We start from the raw sequence: 16199 nt of genomic DNA, 5'->3' as shown, positions 1-16199 counted from the left end.
TTTTGCCGCATGTTATCATTTTTAAAATCAAAACCGTTTCTAAAGGATCTTCTTTCGGAAAACTACGTCGATATTCATTCCCATTTACTACCGGGAATCGATGATGGCGCCAAAACTATAACCGAAACGATCGAACTTACCAAAGGGTTTCAGGAAGTTGGAATTTCTCAATTTATTACAACGCCACATATCAAACATCATATTTGGGATAATTCTTTTCAATCTATTACTGCAAATCAAAAACAAGCAGCACTTGCCTTAGAAGAAAACAGCATTAAAATTCCATTTCAGGCTGCAGCGGAGTATTTCGTTGATGATTGGTTTGAGCATCATTTTAAATCTGAAAAACTACTGACCTTAAAAGACAATTATGTGCTGATAGAGATATCCTATATCAGTCCACCTATACAATTGCATAAAATACTTTTTGACTTACGGGTCGCAGGTTATACGCCCATTTTAGCACATCCGGAAAGATATCTGTATTATCATAAAAACTTCAAAGAATACGAAAAACTAAAGAAAACCGGTTGTTTGTTTCAACTAAATTTACTGGCTGCTGTTGGCTATTATGGTAGTGAAATTACCCAAATCACAGAAGAGTTGTTAAAAAGAGGAATGTATAATTTTGTGGGATCTGATGTGCATCACCATACCCATATTAAGGAATTTTACAAAAAGGTAAAAGTGCGAGACATTACTGCTCTAAAGGAAGTTATCTCGAACAATCAATTTTTTAGGTTCTAATTAATAAGCGTTCTCTTCTCCATTAAAAACATTAATAATCGTTCTGACGATAATTTTCATATCCAATAATAAACTCCAGTTTTCGATATACCAAATGTCATACTCGACTCTGTTTTCCATATCGATAAGTTCTTTTGTTTCGCCACGATACCCATTAACTTGTGCCCAACCTGTAATTCCGGGTTTTGCGTATTGTCTTACTAAGTAATTATTGATCAGTTCACTGTATTCTTTCGCCAGATTTACCATGTGCGGTCTTGGACCAACAACGGACATATCGCCTAAAAAAACATTAAAAAACTGTGGCAATTCATCAACACTTGTTTTCCGAATAAAAGCACCAAACCTTGTAATCCTGCTATCTCCCTTTCCTGCTTGTTTATCGTGTGCCAAATCATTGACATACATACTTCTGAACTTAAAACACATAAAAGTTTGATTGTCTCTTCCTGAACGCTCTTGCTTAAAAAAAATCGGTCCGGGTGATTCTATTTTTATAATCAGCGCTACGATTGGCAAAAGCCATGGAAAAATCAATACAATAACGGCTAGCGAGAAACAAATATCAAATACTTTTTTAACAAGTCTGTTTGAAGCAAATTCTAAAGGTTCAGGACGAAACATGAGAACAGGTGTGTTTTCATAGAAGACCACCTCAACTTTACTTGATTTTGTGTACAATTGAAAATCGGGAATAAACTTGATCCGAATCATATTCTGCTCGCAAATTTTGATGAGTTTATTAATTATTTCCACTTTATCGATGTGAAGTGCTACATACATTTCATCCACTTTTTCTTTGACAATAAAATCCTGAATACTATCAAACTCTCCTAAAAAAGGGCCTGAAATAGTAGACGAAACGGCCGTTCTATCATCAAAAAAACCTAAAAATCGATACCCATAAGTTAAATCCTTGGCTAATATTTTACGCATTCTTTCTCCGGTATCATTGGCACCAACAATAATCACTTTTTGAAAGTTATAACCATTGGCTCTGATTTTCTTTAAAATTTTCATCAGTATATAACGGAAGATCATTATGATAAAAAAGAAAAATAAATAAAAGAACAACAGCCGAAGTCTTGAAACATCTTCGTATTTCAGGAAGACAACAAAAATGGAAACTATTGCAGCATGAATGAGGATTTTGTTTATTGTCCTTCTTAGTATCGATTCTATGCGTTCAATTCGCACCATTCGATAAGAGTCTCTATAAAGCAACAAACCGATCCAGATTAAATTCATCAGCAAAACAATAGCCCTCTCTTCTTTTGAAGAAAGCTCCTCTAAATTTCCAAATCGCGCCAAGGCTGAAAGATTGATTGCCGCATTTAATAATAAGATATCAAAAAAGACAAACAAAAGTTTGAAATAACGGGAAATACGGTAATTGGAGATCTTTTGTGAAATTGTCATATTTGAGGGATCAAGCTTAATCGTTTTGAATCTAAACTTAATAAAATTTTACTAGCGCAAAGTACCATTTTAATTATATAATTCAAGATGTTCGTTATATTAATCTGTTTAATTGTAATGTGAATAGAAAGCGTATTACAACGACTTAAAAAAACTACTCGAGCAAGAGCTATCACATAGCTTGGTTCTTGCAAAAAGGTTTTCAACGGCATTGAATATTGTTTCTGTTCTTCTTTATATCAACTGTCTTCTATTCTAAAGCAACCGTCATTTTAAAATTTAACAATCAGCTACTCTCTCTAAAAGCATACTTTAAAACTTATACTACAAATCTAGCCAGAAATTATAAAATTAAACATCTAAAATCACAATGCGTTAATATCCGCATAGTTTTAATTAATAATCATTGAACTGCTGTCCGTAATCAGTCAAAAAAAGCGAGCTACTTTCCGCTTCTTAAAACATTGATTTTAAATAGGTGTCCAAAAAAACTGCTTCTTATCTTACTTCCTGATCCAAGACCAGTCCTTTAAATTATTTTTATACTGTTCTTTTATTTTTTACTTTTAGCTGACCTGATCCTAAAGTTTGCGCAATGATAAAAACATTTTCCTTATTTTTCTTAATCCTATCATCAACATATGGTCAAGTTTCAGGTTGTACAGATCCTCTTTCTAAAAATTACAATCCGTCTGCCACATTAAATGACGGAAGTTGTTTGTATCAAAATTTAAAAATAAAACCAGAATACTCCATTAGATTAAGTGATTCTATAAAAGAAACCTCAGGACTAATTGCATTCGACAACTTATTATGGACACACAATGACGATCACGATACGACCCTCTATGGATTAGATACTTTAGGAAAAATCAGAAAAAAAGTTGTTCTTAAACCTGTAGTTAATCAAGACTGGGAAGAAATTTCGCAAGACAGCACCCATTTATATCTGGGTGATTTTGGAAATAATTTGCACGGAAACCGAAACGATCTCCATATTTTGAAAATCGAAAAAAGAGGCTTCAGAGAAGGAAACCCCACTATAGACACTATTTCCTTTTCGTATTCCGATCAAAGAGATTTCAAACCACAGAAAGGGAATACAACCAATTTTGACTGTGAAGCGTTTATAGTATCTAAAGACAGTATTTATTTATTTTCTAAACAATGGGGCTCCTCTAAAACCCACATTTATGCATTGTCAAACCAACCCGGAAATCATATTGCCCAATACAAAGAAAGTATTGATACAAAAGGTTTAGTAACGGGCGCCACTTATTTAGAGTCCAAAAAACTGGTCGCCCTTTGTGGTTATTCTAAAACCGGAAAAACCTTTTTATACCTTTTATACGATTTTAAAGACCATCATTTCTCTAGCGGAAATAAAAGAAAAATAGCGCTTAAACTCCCTTTTCATCAGATAGAAGGAATCGCTACGAAAGATGGTTTACATTATTATTTAACTAACGAATCTTTGACTCGCAAACCAATTCTGAATGTACCACAGCAAATGCATTATTTTGATTTGAGTACTGTATTAAATTCTTATCTGAATAAATAATAACAAACCCGTTAACTGTAATTCAGCTAAATGCTATTTAACACATAGATTTAGAATTATCAATTTGAGGTATTTCAAGAAAATCGCAATTTCTTCACATAGCCCTATGTGTTTTATTTAAAGTAAAACGTCTTTTCTAATCTTTGTTAACTATGGCTCTAAGTGTTAAAATTAATTGTACCCAAAGGGTTTAATAATAGTTATGCATTTAATTATTTAAAGCTTCTAATGGCGTTACGGATTGTTTTTCCTTTGCTCCCATTATTAATAGCCACAAACAGGTTCCTATTTCTCCGAGAGTTGCCGGTAGTTGTACAAAAGATGAAATCCCTAAATCTGAATAATTAGACCATAAAGAAAACCCTAAAAAGTTAATCAGATAACTAAAGCAACCCAAGATTAAAAGAACACCCAAAAACTTAGGAATAATTCCTGATTTAAAAACCAAATACCCAAAAGGAAACAGCCATAATCCCCAAAATATCTGAACAATCAAATTGCCATTATCATACTGGTTCAGATGAAACAAAACCTGATCCTGCAGCTGCGTGCCGGTGTAAACTTTGACATTATTATAACCGTTTACAATAGATAGAACCGCATATTTATGCTGTATGTTTATAAAAGATATCGGCACACTGACTACTGCCAAAACAACCATCAGTTTTGCATACGTAGCCTGAACTGACTTTAACAGTCGATATAAAGCAAGAGGTAAAAACAAAAAGAAAGTATAACAAATTAAGCTGCTCACTATCCCTAAACGGAAAAGGAATTCAGCCCCCTTTATGTTATTAAACGTGACTAAAGCATTGTCCCAAACAATTAATTGCGATGGAACATAAGCCAAACTGAAAATACCGGTTAAGACTACAACTAAGTACAATAATCCTGCTATTCTGGCCTTCTTTTTATTGGACATCTTTCTTTGATTCTTCATTTTTTGGTGGTTATTTAGTTAGTCATTCTTTTAGGCTCTTTTTCTAGCGGTTTATTCTGGGCCATTTATAGGCATTCCAAACAATTAGTGCCGTAATAAAACTTTCTACGACTGCCAGAAACACATAAAAAGTCCACCATGGCGCAATTGAAGTAACGGCTATTAAAAGCATAATTGCAGTGTACAAAATTCCAAAAACAATATTCAGCCCTCTATTTATTTTAGGCTTTAGTACCACTGACAAAAAAATCATTAGCGCAGGCACTGTCATTAATAGTGTTGCTGCAAATAATTTAAAAGGAGTATCCAACATTGCTTCTCCATCGATAAATTCCTCTACTTTATTGGGTACGTAAAGCGAAAAATAATCTCCATAAATATAACAAAACATCACCGACGCCCACATCGCCGAGAGTTTGATTTTTATATTGATTTTGAAGTCCTCCAAATTTCCTGATTTTATTTTATTTTCACTCATTTTTAAGGATTTATGTTTTTTAATAGGTCTAAACTTTTTTGAATTTGTTACAGTTTGTTTTACTCCGAATTATTTATTTGAACATTTACTTTCTGCAAAAATTACTTTTTGGGGTTTACTTCAAAAAATTACCATTTCGATCCCGTTTAGTCGTATAACGTTAGTACAAATAATTTATACTAACCGTGTGTAAATTATTTACCTTTGTTATGATGAATAGAAATCTTTATATAATTGCAGGTTGCAATGGTGCGGGTAAAACGACCGCCTCATTTACTATTCTTCCAAAAATATTAGATTGTAAAGAGTTTGTTAATGCAGATGAAATTGCAAAAGGATTATCCCCTTTTCAACCTGAAAAAGTTGCATTTGAAGCAGGCAGAATAATGCTAAACAGAATAAAAGATCTCTTAGAAAATAATATAACTTTTGCTTTTGAAACAACTTTGGCAACTAAAAGTTACAGATCAAAAATAGCTTTAGCACAGGAAAAGGGTTATAATGTCGTATTACTTTTTTTTTGGCTTCAGGATGTTGATCTGGCCATTGAGAGAGTAAAAACAAGAGTTCAGGAGGGCGGGCACAACATTGAAACCGATATAATTAAACGTAGATACATTAATGGTATAACAAATTTATTTGATATATACTTACCCATTGTTAATGAGGCTATGATTTTTGACAATACAAGTGCGAAAGCTGAATTAATTGCAAAAAAAACATTAGATACTACTATTGATATTATCAATAAAATAAAATTCAATAAACTTAAAAACAATCAAATATGAAAGAGCACAAAACAACACCGACCCAGGAGAAAGTTTTAGAGGGAATGGATAAAGTTTATGAAAATTTAATTGAGTTTAAAAAGAAAGCGAATAGTGATTTGGTGGTTATGGAAAATGGCAAAATTATACGAATAAAACCTTCTACGTTATAAAACTTTCAAAAACAAAGAATCTTCAATCGGAGCCCTCTTCCTAACCCTTTCAAATACGACCTAATATCTAAATTATCGTTCTCCAATAACAGCAGAGCACTATCAATTTCAGACTTTCGCTCAACTCTTTGATTACTAAAAAAGCAGCGTTACAAAATATTCAAAATAATCCTGAAAAGAAAAAACGCACTGAATTGCAAGAAACAACCTTAAAAAATCACCCCTAAGCGGCAATTCATAAAAAGATTTAAGGCCATCAAATCATCAAAATCTCAAAGCAAAAAGATAGTTGCAAAGCTCTCTTTTTTTGTTTGCTTCAAAAAGCTATCTTTGCGCCATCTTTTTTAGGGCACTCAAAAGTTAGAGACTAAATTAGTTACCTATTTTTAAACAATAAAAAACTGACTTTCAGTTACCAATTTTCATGAATTACTTATCAGTCGAGAATATATCCAAATCATTTGGCGAAAGAACCTTATTTGACAACATCTCATTTGGAATCAATAAAGACCAAAAAATTGCTTTTATTGCCAAAAATGGTTCGGGAAAAACAACCATTATGAGCATTATTAATGGTCTGGACGAACCGGACACGGGTCAGGTTGTTTTAAGAAAAGGGATCCGAATGGCGTTTCTTTCACAAGACAATAATCTTCAGGAAGAATTGACAATCGAAGAAAGTATTTTTGCTTCGGACAACGAAACCCTTAAGGTAATTGAAGCCTACGAAAAAGCATTAGAAAATCCAAATGATGAAGAAGCCTATCAAAAAGCTTTCGACGGAATGGATCAGCACAATGCGTGGGATTTCGAGACGCAATACAAGCAAATTTTATTCAAATTAAAACTGGAAGATTTTAAACTAAAAGTAAAAAATCTTTCGGGTGGACAGAAAAAACGTCTTTCATTGGCCATTATTTTGATCAATCGTCCTGATTTATTGATTTTGGATGAGCCTACCAACCACTTGGATTTGGAAATGATCGAATGGTTGGAGAGTTATTTTGCGAAAGAAAACATTACGTTGTTTATGGTAACGCACGACCGTTTCTTCTTAGAGCGTGTTTGTAACGAAATCATCGAATTGGACAACGGAAAATTATACCAATACAAAGGAAATTACTCGTACTATTTAGAGAAAAAAGAAGAGCGAATTACTTCTGAAAATGCGAGTGTTGACAAAGCCAAAAACTTATTTGTAAAAGAATTGGAATGGATGCGTCGTCAGCCCAAAGCGAGAACGACAAAATCAAAATCGCGTCAGGATGATTTTTACTTAATCAAAGAAAAAGCACAAAGCCGTCGTCAGGAGAACAAAGTGGAACTCGAAATTAACATGGAACGTATGGGAAGCAAGATTATCGAGCTTCATAAAATTTCTAAAAAGTTTAAAGACCATGTTATACTGGATAATTTTAGTTTTGACTTTCAACGTGGAGCGCGTATCGGAATCATTGGTAAAAACGGAACCGGAAAATCTACTTTCTTAAATCTACTTACCGGAACACTACCGTTAGACAGTGGTCGTGTGGTAAAAGGTGATACTATAAAAGTGGGTTATTATACACAAACCGGAATCAATCCGAAACCCAATCAGCGTGTCATTGACATTATAAAAGAATACGGTGAATTTATTCCACTTGCAAAAGGCAGAATGATCTCGGCCTCTCAATTGTTGGAGCGTTTTCTTTTTGATGCTAAAAAACAGTATGACTTTGTAGAAAAATTAAGTGGTGGTGAATTAAAACGTTTGTATTTATGTACCGTTTTGATTCAGAATCCAAACTTTTTAATTCTGGATGAGCCTACCAACGATTTAGATATTGTAACCCTAAACGTTTTAGAAAGTTTCCTTTTGGATTATCCGGGTTGTTTGCTGGTAGTATCGCACGATAGATATTTCATGGATAAAATTGTCGATCATTTATTTGTTTTCAGAGGAAACGGAGAAATCGAAAATTTCCCTGGAAACTATTCTGACTTCAGAGCTTACGAAGACAGTGCCGATGTGGCCCAAAAAGAAGAAAACAAAGCCGAAAAGAAAGATTGGAAACAAAATAATCCAACCGGAAATTTAACTTTCAACGAGCAAAAAGAATATCAAAAGCTGGAAAGAGAAATTAAAGATTTAGAGATCGACAAAACTAAAATCGAACAATTATTCTCCGATGGTAAAGTTGCCGATGCTGATATCGAAAAGAAAGCAAAAGAGCTTGAAAACATTATCAAGAAAATCGACCAGAAAGAAGAACGCTGGTTCGAGCTTTCAGCTAAAATTGAAGGATAAACACTAATATCCCAAACACAAAAAAGGGAAATTAAAAAACCTAAATTCTCCATATCATACCCCGTATTTCTAGATTTTAACATCTAAAAATACGGGGTTATTTTTTACCCTGAAACCAGTCCTTTATTAGCAAGAATAAAATCTCAAAAAAAGCTTTTATTCTATAATTTGTAGCATTGTTTCTTATATATTCGCCACCATAAATTTTTATTTAATCTAATTTTCTATCACCACGCAGTTCCAGCTACTTACGATAGAAAAACAAAACCAATTAACAATTAAAATAATGAAGAACTATTTTGACTTCACCTTAACAGGGAAGAAACTGTTGCCTGTTTGGCTACTTTTTTATGCTCTTTTTATCACTCCCTATGTTTGTTTAATTTTTACTTTGAAAAACATACAACAAGGAAAAATGCCTAACCCTTACATTTTTCCCCTTTTTCTAGTATTATTTTTGACGGCATTTGCGTTAACTTTTTATATTGTAAAACTAATCATAGGGCATTTTGTCTTTAAGGGAAAAAATATAGTTTTTGAAGGATCATTTGGCGGATTTATTGCAAAAATACTATTAGGCTACCTTTTGAGTATGATAACTTTGGGTATATACATGCCTTGGTTTATGCGTGATATGCATAGTTTTTTTATTGATAATTCCTCATACGATTCGGCTCCGTTTAAATTTAAAGGAACTGGCGGCAAATTATTTAAAATCTTCTTACTTACCTTATTCTTACCTATGATTGTCCTGTCTATCATAATGGTAAAATTTGTCTTAAGTTATTCAGGTCAACAAATACCTCTTTTTATATCGTATATCCAACAAGTAATTACTTGGATAATATTGATTCCCTACATGTATTGTTTTTACAAATGGGCTTTAGATATTGACTATAAAAACTACAATATCTCCTGGGAAACAAAATTTTGGGACTCCTGTCTTCAATTTGCTATTCAAATTTTCTTGACGATTATCACTTTTGGTATCTATATGCCAATGGCTATTCTAAAATTATATAAATATTTCGCAGAAAGAACCGTTGCAGCAAATGGTGAAGTAAAAAGAAATTTTGGATTTGATAATGATGATAGAAAAGACTTCCTTTTTATATGGGGTCAAATACTGCTAACTATCGTGACCTTAGGAATCTATTATCCTTGGCATTTGTGCAATATCTTAAAGAGGCTTACTAGTAAAACTTATTTAGAATAATCTTAGTCTATTTTTACAGATTACAGAAAGACCGGAAAGAAGAGCGTTGGTTTGAGCTTTCAGTCTCAGTCGCAGTTTTCAATTGTATTGCCGAAGTTCTTTAACTATAAAAAATCCGTAACGAAACTAGTTTTGTTACGGACTTTTTTATGTTCTTAATTTTTCGATTAATTGAAATGAACGTTAATAGCACATTTTAATCAAAAACTAAGTCTGAGAATGAGACCAAAAACTTAAATTGTCAGGCTGAGCGAAGTCGAAGCCCTTTCTAATTAACCAGCCTTCGACTACGCTCAGGGTGACACTAAGTACAACTGAGACTAAAACCGAAGACTCAAACTGTCAGGCTGAGCGAAGCCGAAGCCCTTTCTAACTAACCAGCCTTCGACTTCGCTCAGGGTGACACTAAGTACAACTGAAACCGAGGCCGAAAACTCAAACTGTCAGGCTGAGCGAAGTCGAAGCCCTTTCTAACTAACCAGCCTTCGACTCAAGGTAACACTAAGTAAAACTGAGACTGAAACCGAAGACTGAAACCGTCAGGCTGAGCGAAGTCGAAGCCCTACCACGGAATCGGGTTATAATCTTTCAAAAACTTCCCACACCAGTGTTTTCCTGTATTAATACCATCAAACAACGGATCCATAACCCTTGCGGCTCCATCAACAATATCCAGTGGTGGTTGAAAATCTTCCAATTCTTGTTTCTTTTTGGCTAATTCTGCAGGATCTTCGTCGGTTACCCAACCGGTGTCTACCGCATTCATAAAAATACCATGTTTAGCCAATGTTCCAGATGAAGTATGTGTCAGCATATTTAAAGCCGCTTTCGCCATATTGGTATGCGGATGACGGTCTTCTTTAAAAAAGCGATGGAATTTCCCTTCCATAGCCGAAACATTAATAATATGTTTTTTTCCGGTATTGTCTTTCTTCATTACCTCCGAAAGACGATTACACAATACAAAAGGCGCCACCGAATTTACCAATTGAACTTCAATCATTTCTGTCGTTTCTATTTGGCCCAAACGCAAACGCCAACTATTTGTTTTTCTTAAATCTACCTGCTGTAAATCGGCATCTAATTCTCCTTCCGGGAAAACTTCATTAGCGACCAAAGCATTATCAAAAGAATACGGGATTTGAGATAATTTGGCCGAAGCACGTAATCCAATACCCGGTTCCGGTCCGTGCCAGGTGACCGGCATATTTTGATTGGAAGAAGCTCCAGAAGTCAGCACTTTTAATTCGTCCAGACAATTGGTATGATCCAGTAATAATTCTTGCGCTTGTTTTGGTAAAGAACTTATCTGGCGTTCTTCATTTTCCATTAGATGGGTATAGAATCCCGCAGGACGTCTTACCGTTTGCGCCGCATTATTGATTAATATGTCCAATCGTTCGTATTTTTGCTCTATAAAATTGCAGAAAATCTCCACACTTGGAATGTGTCTTAAATCTAATCCGTGAATTTTCAAGCGATGACCCCATTCCATGAAATCATCTTCTTTAGAAAAACGCAATGCAGAATCCACAGGAAAACGAGTTGTTGCAATAACAGTCGCTCCACCTCGTAAAAGCATCAGCGTGATATGATAACCAATTTTTAGTCGGGAACCTGTAATAACGGCAACCTGCCCTTTTACATCGGCCGTTTGAAAACGTTTGGCATAATTAAAATCACCACAATCTGTACACATCGTATCATAAAAATGATGCATTTTGGTAAAACTAGTTTTACAAACATAACAGTTTCTCGGTGTCTCTAATTCTAATTGTTCCTTATGAGCAAGATCATTAAAAGCCAATAATTTGGGGGCTACAAACACACGTGCTTCACGTGCATAACGAATTCCGGTTTCTTTACGAGCCGTTTTATCTTTCTTTTCTTTTTTGCGTTTGGCAGCTTCCTTACCCTCTTTCACTCGTCTGGAAAATTCCCCACGATCCGGTCTGGAAAACATCCCGGCTTCCTTAAGCAAAGCTATTCTTTGCTCTTTAGGAATCTCAAAGATCTGATTCGTTTCTGCATTCAATTGCGCCAAAACAGCGATGCAACGTTCAATATCCTCCGAAGTTAGTATACTCTTATCCTCTATTTCTTCCTTCAACATCATAAAATGTGTATTTTTTCAAGGCCGCAAATATAGTCTTTTTAGCGCCTTAAATGTGAAAAGCAGAAAGGTCTAGTCAGGCTTAATGACTTTTCATATTACGATTCTCACATTTCATGTTTCATGTTTGGTGTTTCATGTTTCATGTTTTACAATTCACATTTCACAATTCTTTAGTATCTTCGCCGCTACTTTGCAACTGTTTCTATGCTATTTCAAATAAAATCATATCTCCAATTTCTTTGGAATTCCAAAAATGAACATGCTGTTCATTCTCCGTTTGTATTTCATTTATTGACGAAATGTTTTTACGACAGAAAACCAAAACCCGAATATTCGATTCTAAAAAAATACCGAAAATCACTTTTGCAAAACAAAAACTTTATTGAAGTAACTGATTTTGGTGCGGGCTCAAAAGTTTTTAAATCGAATACCCGACAGATTGCTAAAATTGCCAAGACTGCCGGAATTTCTCCAAAACGCGCCGAATTATTATTTCGTGTGGTACGCTATTTTCAACCCAATACGATTTTAGAGATTGGAACTTCATTAGGTTTAGCCACGTCTGCTCTGGCTTTAGGGAATCCGAAAGCGAAAGCAATTACACTGGAAGGCTGCCCAAATACAATGGCAATTGCAAAAAATCAATTACAAGATTTCGACTGTAATAATGTCGAAAGTATCGTTTCAGAATTTCAGTTCTATTTGAGCAACTTGAAACAGGAAACTTTAAACTTCGACTTGATCTACTTCGACGGAAATCATTCTAAAAAGGCCACTTTAGCTTATTTCGATCTTTTATTACCAACCATTACCAACGATACGGTTTGGATTTTTGATGACATTCATTGGTCTCCAGAAATGGAAGAAACCTGGGAAATTCTTAAAAATCATCCAAAAGTAAAAGTGACCATCGACACGTTTCAATGGGGAATTGTCTTTTTTAGACGCGAACAGGAAAAAGAACATTTTATCATTCGCGCATAAAAAAATGACAACCATTTCTGATTGTCATTCTTTACAGTAATTCAAAATTTTTATTTTTTTTGCTTCTTTATTTTATTCGTATTTTGCTCCCATATTCTAAATTCGGATACAATATCTTACAAAAAAATGTTTTATGATTTTTTTTTAGTGCAGATAGCTTTATCTTTGAACCTTTAGAAAAACGATACTCATTATGGAACAGAAAATTCATCAAGGAAGAAACGTAAAACGCTTCAGAGAAATGCTTGGCATTAAACAGGAAGCATTGGCTTATGATTTGGGAGAAGACTGGAACCAAAAGAAAATTTCTATACTGGAACAAAAAGACGTAATTGAAGATAATCTGCTTAGACAAATCTCTAATTCTTTGAAAATTCCTGTTGAAGCTTTTCAAAATTTTAATGAAGAACAGGCAATAAATGTTATTGCAAATACTTTTGGAGACAATGCCTGCGTCGGGAAGAATCCTACAATCAACTTCAACCCTATTGAAGAGGTAAAAAAACTTCATGAAGAAAAAATTGCTTTATTTGAGCGTATGTTAAAAGAAAAAGATGAAATGTTGGCAAAGCTTGAAAAATTAATCATCAAATAAATTTCAGGATCATCTCGCAATTGAGCATAAAAAATGACAACCATTTCTGACTGTCATTTCTCGTTTAATATTTACAATTTTTTTATTTTTTAGCTTCTGCGGTTTCTTCTGACTTAGCTCCCATTCTATTTAAGGTATACATTGGAGCAAACTTCAACTTTAAACCGGCAATTTTTCTATTATCTTCACCGGTAAGTCCTTCTTTTTCAACCGTGTTTTTACGACTGTCCAATGCCTCGTACATCAATTTAATTTCATCCCAGTCTTCACGGGAGTAACTGTCCTTGTTATTTTCTACTGTATGAACAAATTGTTGGTACACACTGTGAATATTCTTAGCATTTACCCAGGCAAAACTCATATCATCACCAATTTTTCCTTCGCCAAACAAGGCATTTCGCAATTGTTGTTTTGGACTGGGCTTTGGAGTAAAAAGGACTGTCATTTCATTTTTAAACTCTTCGTATTTTATTTTACTTGTATTTATTTTTTCGGTCGCGGCCGAATTGTCTTTAATGTCCGCTAACGCTACCTGAGCATCTTGAGCTCTTTTGTCGTATTCGGCATCAACTGCTTTCCAATTTTCTTTCAAATCGGCAGCTGCAACCTTTTTCACTGAATCGACATAGGCAACATAGGAGTCGATTTTCTTCTGAGCATTTACTTGTTTTTCATCCTTACATGATGCAAAACTTAAAACAAGCAATGCAATTCCTGATATAATTTGTATATTTTTCATAATCTTGATTGTTTAATTAATAGATATCAAATATACCTATAAAAATGAATAATTATAAATATTTATCATAATTTTAGCATTTTAAATAATTATAATTCAGTAAAAATAATTAAATATGATAATTATGTAAATATCACCTAAAATAATGTAACCCTTTTTCAAACAATTGAAGTATACTTTATAGATAATAGCATCATGATCTGAATACGTCCTTGCCTTTATCCTTTTTTGTAACAAAAATCAAATAATGCCTACTCATTAATTATTGAAAAGCGTTTTGTACTTTTAAATCCAAAATTGTAAACCGAAATGGCAAATCCATTAATTAAAATAACCGACATAAGACGAGACTTTATTCTGGGTAATGAAATCGTTTATGTTTTAAAAGGTATTGACTTAGAAATAAAAAAAGGAGAGTACGTCGCTTTGATGGGACCATCGGGTTCGGGAAAATCGACTTTAATGAATTTATTGGGTTGCTTGGATACACCAACTTCGGGAGGTTATATATTAAATGGTAAAGATGTTAGCCAAATGCGTGACGATGAATTGGCAGAGATCAGAAATAAAGAAATTGGTTTTGTTTTTCAAACCTTTAATTTATTACCGAGAACTACCGCTTTAGACAATGTAGCGTTGCCCATGATTTATGCGGGTCATTCTAAATCGGAACGCGTTGTACGCGCTACACAAGTGCTGAAACAAGTAAATCTTGGCGACAGGATGGACCACCAACCCAATCAGCTTTCGGGAGGACAACGCCAGCGCGTGGCTATTGCCCGTGCTTTGGTCAATAAACCTTCTATTATTCTCGCCGATGAACCAACAGGAAACCTGGACAGCAAAACTTCTGTAGAGATCATGAAGCTTTTTGGCGATATTCATGAACAAGGAAACACTGTCATTCTGGTAACCCACGAAGAAGACATTGCCGCCTACGCACATCGCGTGATTCGCTTGCGCGATGGTATAATTGAAAGTGACACAAGTAAGTAATTTTAGATTTCTGAATTTAAACGTTTTATGTTTCAAGTTTCAAGTTTTAAACTTTAGATCTACATCGAAAAACTTAGCAACTCAGAAACTTAGCAACTCAAAAAAAATGAAAGTATATACAAAAACAGGAGATAAAGGCACTACTGCCCTTTTTGGCGGTGATCGTGTCCCTAAAGACCACATCCGGATTGACAGTTACGGAACTGTTGATGAACTGAATTCTTATATAGGACTTATTCGGGATCAGGAAATGGATGCTCATTATAAAACGATTTTAATCGAAATTCAGGATCGTTTATTTACAGTAGGCGCCATTTTGGCAACTCCGGCGGAAAAAGAAGTTTTGAAAAACGGAGAACTTCGATTAAAAAATCTTGGAATTATCGATACGGATATCGAATTATTAGAAAAAGAGATTGATCAAATGGAAGATAGCCTTCCGCAAATGACTCATTTTGTTTTACCGGGTGGCCATCCAACTGTGTCACATTGTCATATAGCACGCTGTATATGCCGTCGTGCAGAGCGTTTGGCAGTCCATTTAAGCCATAATGAACACGTTCCCGAAATTGCAATTCAGTACTTAAACCGACTTTCTGACTACCTTTTTGTCTTGGCACGGAAGTTGTCCTCAGACTTAAAAGCGGATGAAGTAAAATGGATCCCCAGAAAATAAATTTTCTGTAAATTCCAATTTTTTAAATTCCAAATTCCAAACCGGAGATACCGGAAAACATAGGGTTTCTGATTCCTTTTTGGAATTTGGAATTTAATTTTTGGAATTTTAAAACAAGACGTTCTTAAATTTTCTTAAAATAAATCAAAATTTACTTGTCTTTTTCAGTAAAAAATTTATTTTTGCACAAACTAAACAGATAACAGATGTATTGGACATTAGAATTAGCATCTTATTTAAGTGATGCGCCATGGCCTGCTAACAAAGACGAACTTATTGACTACGCTATTAGAGCTGGTGCTCCGTTAGAAGTAGTAGAAAACCTTCAGTCTATCGAAGATGAAGGAGAGATATATGAATCAATGGAAGAAATTTGGCCTGATTATCCAACAGACGAAGATTATCTTTGGAATGAGGATGAATATTAAAAAATAAACCAAAGGAAAAAGTCTCATCACCGAGGCTTTTTTTTTGGTTCAAATACACATTTACATATAATAGAAAT

The 16199-nt window shown here is 34.3% G+C and carries 16 protein-coding genes; 11 read left to right on the top strand and 5 right to left on the bottom strand.

Annotated features, from left to right (window positions below; translation table 11 throughout):
* The first annotated feature begins 9 nt into the window (after positions 1–9).
* Positions 10–747 (top strand): tyrosine-protein phosphatase, encoded by a 738-nt coding sequence (locus tag ACHRV5_RS15945; RefSeq protein WP_395427402.1) that lies wholly within the window; start codon positions 10–12, stop codon positions 745–747.
* Here ACHRV5_RS15945 and ACHRV5_RS15940 read toward each other — a convergent pair whose 3' ends face one another.
* Positions 748–2166 carry an undecaprenyl-phosphate glucose phosphotransferase gene (locus tag ACHRV5_RS15940; RefSeq protein ID WP_395427401.1) on the bottom strand — a complete coding sequence of 473 codons (1419 nt, stop codon included), beginning with the start codon at positions 2164–2166 and terminating at the stop codon, positions 748–750.
* 595 nt (positions 2167–2761) lie between these two features.
* Here ACHRV5_RS15940 and ACHRV5_RS15935 point away from each other — a divergent pair.
* The gene (locus tag ACHRV5_RS15935; RefSeq protein ID WP_395427400.1) at positions 2762–3727 is read left to right on the top strand and encodes a T9SS C-terminal target domain-containing protein; all 966 of its coding nucleotides are present in this window, start codon (positions 2762–2764) and stop codon (positions 3725–3727) included.
* A gap of 208 nt (positions 3728–3935) precedes the next feature.
* Here the strand turns inward: ACHRV5_RS15935 and ACHRV5_RS15930 are convergent, their stop codons facing one another.
* Together ACHRV5_RS15930 and ACHRV5_RS15925 are read right to left on the bottom strand one after the other, a co-directional pair.
* On the bottom strand, positions 3936–4667 hold the full coding sequence (locus ACHRV5_RS15930) for a DUF4386 domain-containing protein (RefSeq protein WP_395427399.1): 732 nt from the start codon (positions 4665–4667) through the stop codon (positions 3936–3938).
* A gap of 43 nt (positions 4668–4710) precedes the next feature.
* Entirely contained in the window at positions 4711–5145 is a 435-nt protein-coding gene (locus ACHRV5_RS15925; protein ID WP_395427398.1) for a DUF6326 family protein, read from the bottom strand.
* Between the two features lie 209 nt (positions 5146–5354).
* Between ACHRV5_RS15925 and ACHRV5_RS15920 the strand changes: the two genes are divergently transcribed.
* The 4 genes from ACHRV5_RS15920 to ACHRV5_RS15905 all read left to right on the top strand — a co-directional run bounded on the left by ACHRV5_RS15920 (position 5355) and on the right by ACHRV5_RS15905 (position 9588).
* A complete protein-coding gene (locus tag ACHRV5_RS15920; protein ID WP_395427397.1) occupies positions 5355–5933 on the top strand; it encodes a zeta toxin family protein in 579 nt (192 codons plus the stop codon).
* A complete protein-coding gene (locus ACHRV5_RS15915; protein WP_165579390.1) occupies positions 5930–6085 on the top strand; it encodes a hypothetical protein in 156 nt (51 codons plus the stop codon). Before ACHRV5_RS15920 ends, ACHRV5_RS15915 begins: the two co-directional genes overlap by 4 nt.
* 424 nt (positions 6086–6509) lie before the next feature.
* Positions 6510–8372, top strand: a complete 1863-nt coding sequence (locus tag ACHRV5_RS15910; protein ID WP_047778474.1) for an ABC-F family ATP-binding cassette domain-containing protein — start codon at positions 6510–6512, stop codon at positions 8370–8372.
* Positions 8373–8658: 286 nt separating this feature from the next.
* On the top strand, positions 8659–9588 hold the full coding sequence (locus ACHRV5_RS15905) for a DUF898 family protein (protein WP_395427396.1): 930 nt from the start codon (positions 8659–8661) through the stop codon (positions 9586–9588).
* 562 nt (positions 9589–10150) lie between these two features.
* Here ACHRV5_RS15905 and ACHRV5_RS15900 read toward each other — a convergent pair.
* A complete protein-coding gene (locus ACHRV5_RS15900) occupies positions 10151–11701 on the bottom strand; it encodes an SDR family NAD(P)-dependent oxidoreductase (protein ID WP_395427484.1) in 1551 nt (516 codons plus the stop codon).
* Positions 11702–11908: 207 nt separating this feature from the next.
* Here ACHRV5_RS15900 and ACHRV5_RS15895 point away from each other — a divergent pair, with 207 nt between their 5' ends.
* Together ACHRV5_RS15895 and ACHRV5_RS15890 are read left to right on the top strand one after the other, a co-directional pair.
* Positions 11909–12688: an O-methyltransferase gene (locus ACHRV5_RS15895; RefSeq protein WP_395427395.1), complete on the top strand. Its 780-nt coding sequence runs from the start codon at positions 11909–11911 to the stop codon at positions 12686–12688.
* A 193-nt stretch (positions 12689–12881) separates the two neighbouring features.
* Complete coding sequence (locus ACHRV5_RS15890; protein WP_395427394.1) at positions 12882–13283, top strand: XRE family transcriptional regulator; 402 nt, start codon at positions 12882–12884, stop codon at positions 13281–13283.
* An 82-nt stretch (positions 13284–13365) separates the two neighbouring features.
* Here ACHRV5_RS15890 and ACHRV5_RS15885 read toward each other — a convergent pair whose 3' ends face one another.
* Positions 13366–14022: a DUF6565 domain-containing protein gene (locus ACHRV5_RS15885; RefSeq protein ID WP_047778479.1), complete on the bottom strand. Its 657-nt coding sequence runs from the start codon at positions 14020–14022 to the stop codon at positions 13366–13368.
* A gap of 309 nt (positions 14023–14331) precedes the next feature.
* Between ACHRV5_RS15885 and ACHRV5_RS15880 the strand changes: the two genes are divergently transcribed.
* The 3 genes from ACHRV5_RS15880 (at position 14332) to ACHRV5_RS15870 (ending at position 16122) form a co-directional block, all read left to right on the top strand.
* Positions 14332–15018 (top strand): ABC transporter ATP-binding protein, encoded by a 687-nt coding sequence (locus ACHRV5_RS15880; RefSeq protein WP_395427393.1) that lies wholly within the window; start codon positions 14332–14334, stop codon positions 15016–15018.
* Between the two features lie 106 nt (positions 15019–15124).
* A complete protein-coding gene (locus ACHRV5_RS15875; RefSeq protein WP_047778481.1) occupies positions 15125–15694 on the top strand; it encodes a cob(I)yrinic acid a,c-diamide adenosyltransferase in 570 nt (189 codons plus the stop codon).
* A 206-nt stretch (positions 15695–15900) separates the two neighbouring features.
* Positions 15901–16122 carry a DUF2795 domain-containing protein gene (locus tag ACHRV5_RS15870; protein ID WP_007138072.1) on the top strand — a complete coding sequence of 74 codons (222 nt, stop codon included), beginning with the start codon at positions 15901–15903 and terminating at the stop codon, positions 16120–16122.
* Positions 16123–16199: the final 77 nt, after the last annotated feature.

It is taken from the genome of Flavobacterium sp. FlaQc-52, from assembly GCF_044007495.1.
Taxonomy (GTDB): domain Bacteria; phylum Bacteroidota; class Bacteroidia; order Flavobacteriales; family Flavobacteriaceae; genus Flavobacterium; species Flavobacterium cupriresistens.
Note: the sequence above shows the minus strand (reverse complement) of the source record. Positions and strands in the feature narration are given on the sequence as shown.

Coding starts and splice junctions, on each gene's coding strand:
- ACHRV5_RS15885 (WP_047778479.1), bottom strand. CDS start 14,022: ATGAAAAATATACAAATTATATCAGGAATTGCATTGCTTGTTTTAAGT.
- ACHRV5_RS15870 (WP_007138072.1), top strand. CDS start 15,901: ATGTATTGGACATTAGAATTAGCATCTTATTTAAGTGATGCGCCATGG.
- ACHRV5_RS15890 (WP_395427394.1), top strand. CDS start 12,882: ATGGAACAGAAAATTCATCAAGGAAGAAACGTAAAACGCTTCAGAGAA.
- ACHRV5_RS15900 (WP_395427484.1), bottom strand. CDS start 11,701: ATGTTGAAGGAAGAAATAGAGGATAAGAGTATACTAACTTCGGAGGAT.
- ACHRV5_RS15910 (WP_047778474.1), top strand. CDS start 6,510: ATGAATTACTTATCAGTCGAGAATATATCCAAATCATTTGGCGAAAGA.
- ACHRV5_RS15905 (WP_395427396.1), top strand. CDS start 8,659: ATGAAGAACTATTTTGACTTCACCTTAACAGGGAAGAAACTGTTGCCT.
- ACHRV5_RS15915 (WP_165579390.1), top strand. CDS start 5,930: ATGAAAGAGCACAAAACAACACCGACCCAGGAGAAAGTTTTAGAGGGA.
- ACHRV5_RS15875 (WP_047778481.1), top strand. CDS start 15,125: ATGAAAGTATATACAAAAACAGGAGATAAAGGCACTACTGCCCTTTTT.
- ACHRV5_RS15925 (WP_395427398.1), bottom strand. CDS start 5,145: ATGAGTGAAAATAAAATAAAATCAGGAAATTTGGAGGACTTCAAAATC.
- ACHRV5_RS15935 (WP_395427400.1), top strand. CDS start 2,762: ATGATAAAAACATTTTCCTTATTTTTCTTAATCCTATCATCAACATAT.
- ACHRV5_RS15920 (WP_395427397.1), top strand. CDS start 5,355: ATGATGAATAGAAATCTTTATATAATTGCAGGTTGCAATGGTGCGGGT.
- ACHRV5_RS15945 (WP_395427402.1), top strand. CDS start 10: ATGTTATCATTTTTAAAATCAAAACCGTTTCTAAAGGATCTTCTTTCG.
- ACHRV5_RS15930 (WP_395427399.1), bottom strand. CDS start 4,667: ATGAAGAATCAAAGAAAGATGTCCAATAAAAAGAAGGCCAGAATAGCA.
- ACHRV5_RS15940 (WP_395427401.1), bottom strand. CDS start 2,166: ATGACAATTTCACAAAAGATCTCCAATTACCGTATTTCCCGTTATTTC.
- ACHRV5_RS15895 (WP_395427395.1), top strand. CDS start 11,909: ATGCTATTTCAAATAAAATCATATCTCCAATTTCTTTGGAATTCCAAA.
- ACHRV5_RS15880 (WP_395427393.1), top strand. CDS start 14,332: ATGGCAAATCCATTAATTAAAATAACCGACATAAGACGAGACTTTATT.